Origin of the sequence: Agarivorans sp. Alg241-V36 (assembly GCF_900537085.1) — a bacterium.
Classification (GTDB): Bacteria; Pseudomonadota; Gammaproteobacteria; order Enterobacterales; family Celerinatantimonadaceae; genus Agarivorans.
Genome location: NZ_UNRE01000014.1, coordinates 21,146 through 27,449, shown reverse-complemented (window position 1 = coordinate 27,449; position 6,304 = coordinate 21,146). Strand labels below are relative to the sequence as shown.

General features: G+C 45.2%; 2 protein-coding genes. Both read right to left on the bottom strand.

Going from position 1 to position 6,304, the window contains the following annotated elements:
• The coding region (locus tag G6R11_RS21660; protein ID WP_163135361.1) for a filamentous hemagglutinin N-terminal domain-containing protein at window positions 1-4,316 on the bottom strand (4,316 nt) is incomplete at its 3' end.
• A gap of 14 nt (window positions 4,317-4,330) precedes the next feature.
• Entirely contained in the window at window positions 4,331-6,034 is a 1,704-nt protein-coding gene (locus tag G6R11_RS21655; protein ID WP_163135359.1) for a ShlB/FhaC/HecB family hemolysin secretion/activation protein, read from the bottom strand.
• Window positions 6,035-6,304 lie beyond the last annotated feature (270 nt).

Below are 6,304 nucleotides of genomic sequence, written 5' to 3'. Positions count from 1 at the left end.
CTAACAAGCAATTGGTCGTTGGCTAACAACTGACCGCTGTTGGTGAGTAAACCACTGCGGATGTCGATGATCTCTGCCAGCATATCGCCGCTGTTGTTCAGCGCTTCACTCGCTTGAACATTCAAGGTGCCGGCACTTTGGAGAATGCCTTCTTGTTCTAGGCGACGAACCTCAAGCGCCATCAGCTCTGTCGCATAGAGTTGTCCATCAACGCTGAGGGTATCACCGGTAATGCTGAGCTGCTTACCTGCCAGTGAACCGCTTAATTGGCTATCATTGGCAGCGATACTTAGGTGCTCAAGGGCTTGTATAGTTCCGCTGTTTGTCAGGCTATCAGCACTCAGGGCAAGATTGCCTTCGGCCGCTAAGGTCGCGCTGTTAGTTAAGCTGCCTGCGTTTATCTGCAGATTGGCCATGCTGATGATGTCGCCAGTAATATCGGCCTGCTCGGTGATATTTACGCTGCTATCACCCACCGCGTGGCTTTGCCCGGTATGGTTAAGAGTAGTGCCCACTAGCGCTAAGCTGCCACCACTGGTTAATTGCCCTGCTTGATTGAGCGTGCTCGCATCAATATGCACACTCGTGCCTGCATTCATCTGCCCTGAGGCGCTATTGGTGAAGCTGCCCGCATTCGCCACTAAACCGCCATTAACACTCAGCTCTCCGGCGTTTATCAGCGCCTGACTCACCACTAGCTCGGCATTGCCTAAACCAGTAAATACGCCACTGTGCGTAAGGTGGGTGGCACTCAGTGTGCTATCGCCTGTCACGAAGCTCTCACCCGCCATCACTAAGTCGCTGGCACTCAGCTGTAAGTCGCCACCACTGGCTAACTCACTGCCAGCGCTGAAGGTGGCATCTTCGGTAATGGCAATCTGCACACCTTGCCCGCCTTGCAGCTGGCCACTACTGTGCAGGCTATCTGCATTCAGTGTAAGCACTTGATTGCTCACCAGCGTGCCGCTGTTATCGATACTATCGCTATTAAGCGTGGCATTGCCTTGCGCGAGGATACTGCCACTGTTGCTGACGCTTTGCGCACTCACGCTAAGTGCTTGGCCGACTTCTAATTGGCCAAGGTTATTCAGGCTATCTACCAGACTAAGCTGTGCATTACCGTTACTGCGCATAATGCCTTGGTTACTCAAGCTGCCTGCCGCTATCGCTAAGTCGCCCCAGCTGTCTAACTGCCCACTATGGCTAATGTTGCCACCTTCAAGCTCGACCCGGTCTGCACCCACCACATCCCCCGCTAGTGTGAGCGTTTGACCTTCCAGGCGCAGTACCCCTGTGGCACTGGTTTGACTGCCCGCTGTGAGGTTAAGGGTATTGGCATCCAGCGTGAGTGCTTGGCCAGCAACAATCTCGCCACGCTGGTTAAGTGTGCTCGCTTGCAAGCTCACATCACCCGCACCATGCACACGCCCTTGCTGTTCAAGGGTGCTGGCGCTTAGGCTGATGCCGCCATTACTCAACCAATCGCCTTGGTTGCTCAGCGTCTCGCTAATCACTACAACGCTGGCACCGTCGCTGCCTATTTGCCCTTGGTTATCGAGGTTTCTCGCGCTGAGGTTTAAACTACCCGCCCGCCATTCGCCGCGCTGGCTAATATCTTGGGCATCCACATTAAGCTGATTAAGCCCCTGCCAGAAGCCACTGTTATCAATATCGCTGGCACTAACAAGCAATTGGTCGTTGGCTAACAACTGCCCGCTGTTGGTGAGTAAACCACTGCGGATATCAATGGCCTCCGCCAACATGTCTCCGCTGTTGTTCAGCGCTTCACTCGCTTGAACGTTCAAGGTGCCTGCACTTTGGAGGGTGCCTTCTTGTGTTAAGCGCTCGGTTGAAAGCTCAACGTTGTTTGCTTTAATTGTTCCTTGGTTAACAGCAGTAGAGCTAACTAATACCAAGGTAGAATCAGATTGAATAAGTCCCGCATTATCGAATTCAGTTCCTGATATCAAAAGTTCATTTTGACTTAATACCGAGGACTCTGAAGAGAGCTGAACTCTATCGCTAGAGATACTCATTTCACCTAGACTAAGCAAAGAACCAACTTGCTCAAATATTACCGTAGTTAAAGTAAGATCATCCTGACTATGGAGATCTCCGGAGTTAGTAAACAACTCGCCAACAGACAAATTCAGTTGTTGATTGGTTCTGACAGCACCGCTGTTTTCGAAACTAGCCATCGCCTTTATCTCAAGTGCATCGAGAGACTCAAGAGTGCCAGTATTAAGCAAGGATGCGCTATTAAGATTTAGCGAACCATTTGAAGAAATTGAACCGCTGTTTTTAAGTTGATTGCTATTCAAGACCAAAGCTGTATCAGCGCTTATTTGTCCTTGCGGCCCGTTATCCAAAACCTTTATTGAGGTTAACTCAAGCTCCTCCGCAACAATCAAACCTGAATTTGATACTGTTTTTGTTTGCAAGCTAAGTTGACGCGAAGCAGATACTAGCCCTTGATTAGAAAAAGTGTCGATACTTAGCGTTAAACTGTCGGCAGCTTGAAGGTTTCCTTGATTGCTGACAGTTTCGGCTTCCAAATTAAGATTCTGATTACTATGCAGATACCCTAAATTATTGAGATTATCAGCCTTGACCAGAGAGTCGCTGCCAGAAAGAATGACCCCATGATTATCAACAGATTGCGCGCTAATACCTAAACTTTCAGATTCAAGTCGCCCTTGGTTTTCTAGCTTTGTACTTTCAAGCTGTAGATCACTAGAAGCGATAACTTGCCCGGTATCCGTAACTAACAACTGTTCACTGCTTATAGTTAAACTGTCAGCGCTTAGCCCTCCGGACACTAAAACCCCTGTTGAAGTTACTGATACTTCACCATTACCAATTAATGTGCCTTGCTCCGAGATACTAAGGTTTTCTGTTTCAACGCTAAGCTCTCGACCACCAGCCAACAAAGTACCGACTTCCAGCTGCTTTCCCTCTATTAATAGAGAGTCAGCATAAACAACACCCTCGCCGTCAAGAGTGGCCTCTTCAGCTAGACTTACTTCAGCAATGTCGGCAACAATTTGCCCTTTGTTAGACAGGCTATCAATTTTTGATAGAGCGAGTTGCTGGCTAACAATCGATGCGTCTTCATTTAACGATATGTTGTTCGATTCCAGTGACAGAGACGAACCACTATTAATTTGAGAGCTATTCACGCTCAGTTGTTTGGATTGGATGTCCAATGTACCAGTGTTTTGAATATTTCCTTGTTGGTCCAAACCTGCAATTATCTGGCTCTGATTTAGCACTAAATTATCTGTCGTTATATTTAGTGCTTCACCTGCCGCAACAACGGCCTCATCTATATGAGTTTCTGTGTTAGCACCTATTTTTATTGCATTTTCGGCATAGTGATTACCCGAAAGGTGAATGCTTTCTTGAGCCTCTAAGTTCGTAGTGGTTGCGCTGTAAGTGCGCCCCAAAGTAATCTTGCCCGCTGAATCAATGCTTATCCCATTTTGGGTCGCGACAAGATCTGCGGGAAGATTTACACCAACGCCTTCAGCTGTTGATTTTAAGGTGATTTTATTTGCGTACATCCCACCGAGGAGAGTGCTATCGATGGATATTTGCGGTTGAGCAGAACTAGACTGAACTTGGTTTATGGTTCCATCTTTGTTGAGCTCATTATTTCCAGCAACTATTTTTAGCTCTTGTGCGTAAATAGCGCCATTTAGTTGGATCGCTTGACCAAGTAAATCAGTATTTGCTTGACGGCTAGCATCCAAGCCCAGCTCTTCAATCGTTATTTGTCCCTGCTCAACCAGAAACCCTTCCAGCTGCCCAGAACTATCCAAATGAGGAGTGCCGGTGGTAAGTGTTAAATTGGGAACATTAATAAATCCACAGCCATTACATGATATGCCATATGGATTCGCCACGATCACGTCAGCCTGTTGACCAAATACTTCGGTATAGCCGTTTAGTTCAGATCTATTCTGGTCAATGACTTCATTGAGAATTAACTCTGCACTTCCACTCCCATTCAAGTTGGCATTATTACCTAACAAGCCACCTAACTCAGATTGAGCAAATTGTTGAGTACTATTGTTAAGAATTAAGCCTTCTTGACCAACGTTGTACTCTGAAAACTGGTTATGAGAGATACCATTTCCATTTGGAGTAGCAATGTTAACAACTGGCACTCCGTTTCCTGCCACGCCAAGATTAGTATTCTGATTAACGTTTTCAGCAACTGAAAGATTAGCAAACGCCGGATGACTAGGGCTCAACACCAAAACAACAGACAGCACATGAACCAAACTTTGCTGTAACAACCTATTTTTCAACATTTTTTGCTCCACACTTATATCTGAACGGCAAGTTCCCAGTACATGACCCAATCATCGGCCTTTAACCACTCGGGAGCCCACAAGGGAGCGCCCACAGTTAATTGACTACTTTGATTTTTTCCTTGCGCCTTTAACGCTACAGAAGTGCCCACTAAGTGCCCCTCAGAGAAATTATCACTCGCGTTATTTGCTACAAGCCCTGCATCTAAACCCACACCTAAGGAGAAACTACTAAGCCAAGAGTTACCCTGTAAAAGAGGTAAACGTTTATCGACGCTATTTCTAAAATATCCGCCTTTGTCCCCGGAAATGCTTTTACCTTTAAAGCCCCGAACCGAATACTGGCCGCCGATACTTGTTCGCTCTGTTCCGTAGAGCATGTCAGGAGAATATTGATAAAATAGGCTGCTCTGATAGGTCCAATTAGATGGGAGTACAGCGCTAAGGCTTAATTGAATAGAGGCTTTATTGAACTCAGCTTTTGGTACGCCAATTCCCTTGTTTTCATCGGTTTCTGCGCCAAAAAGAGAACTCCCTTGACGCCACGCCAGATTTGCTGAAGAGAACAGATTCCCAAAGCGTTGACTCGTCTCTAAGCTAAGCTCTAGAGAACTCAGCTCTCGAGTAGAGCTTGTAAGTAACAAGCCTTGCAAATAGTTGTCATCTCGACGATGATTGACTGAAAGTCGAGCTCCCCATTTACTCCGGTCGTCCCTAAAAAAATTCCTGTGAAGCATCCAACGGTGGTTATGACTATTGCCATTAGACTTCATGTCAAAACCAAATGGATTGAAGGTGTACTGATATGCCGAACGGTTCCATTGGTAATTCATTGTCCAATAGCCAAAAGGAACATCGAAGCCTAGAAGAATATTCTCACTCTCAGCCCCTTTGTCTGGTAACAAAGCAGTACTAAAATTAAATTTCCAGCTTTCTGAAATACCGATTAAATCATCGAAGTTGGCGCCTAAAGCCAACTGTTCTTCACCGGTAGATTCTTGCCCGCTATTTCCTAGTGTAACCCTCAAATGAAGCCAACCTAGGTCTTGAACATCTATATAGACTTTACTTTCACTGGCTTTACTGCCCGGCTTAAGATCAATTGAAACTTGATAGCGCTGTAAACGATTTAATTGATCGAGCCCTTGCTCAATATCTCTAAGATTTAATATGTCTCCAGATTTAGCAGGCGTCGACCAGCCATGAAACTTAGTGTCTATACCGCGAAAGCTGACCGATTCAATTCGACCTTCCATTACGGTAATGACTAATACCCCTGAAGATAAGTCTTGCTCTGATAAGTATGCTCGCGAGGTAACATAGCCTTTAGACAAGTACCATTGAGTCACATCTTTAAGCAGCTGATTGATATGAGTAAGACCTACGCAGCTCAAATCTATATTAGAGGTTAGTTCTCGCTGGTGATGTTTAGATAATAAGCTAGCACCTTGAAACCTTATTTCACTTATAGCGAAACACGTTCCATCATCACCAAACTGCTGCTCTTCGATTTCGGGCAGACTAGTCAATGACTTGAGTTTTTCTTGTTGCAGTAATTGTTGTTCTAATTGCTCTTTTTGAACTGATTCGATCGCAGATTGATCATTTGGGCTCAAAGGCAGAGAAAAAGGAGGCTCAGCAGCACTTACATCCATGTAAAAAGCGATGAATAGAGAACAGCCAAACCTGCGTAAGAACACAAGTTTGTTAACATCCATGTACTAATTTTATTTACCGTTTTTGTATTACATATACAGTGTTCAAAATCACTTAGACAATGAACCTGTTTTTTATTTATACATTTCTTTTTACAGATTTATAATATAATTGTCAATACAGAAATGGAGCAATATTTGTACGAAATATTGCAAAGCAAAGCTCTTCAAACATCAAGTACAGTAGATGAAACCTATAGTGCTTTATCAGCTCAGGATTTGGGACAATTGTATGCAAGCGCAGAAACGAAAAAGGCCAGCTGATTAGCTGGC

Excerpts from the sequence above, each read along its gene's own strand:
- G6R11_RS21655 (WP_163135359.1), bottom strand. The coding sequence starts at position 6,034 with ATGGATGTTAACAAACTTGTGTTCTTACGCAGGTTTGGCTGTTCTCTA.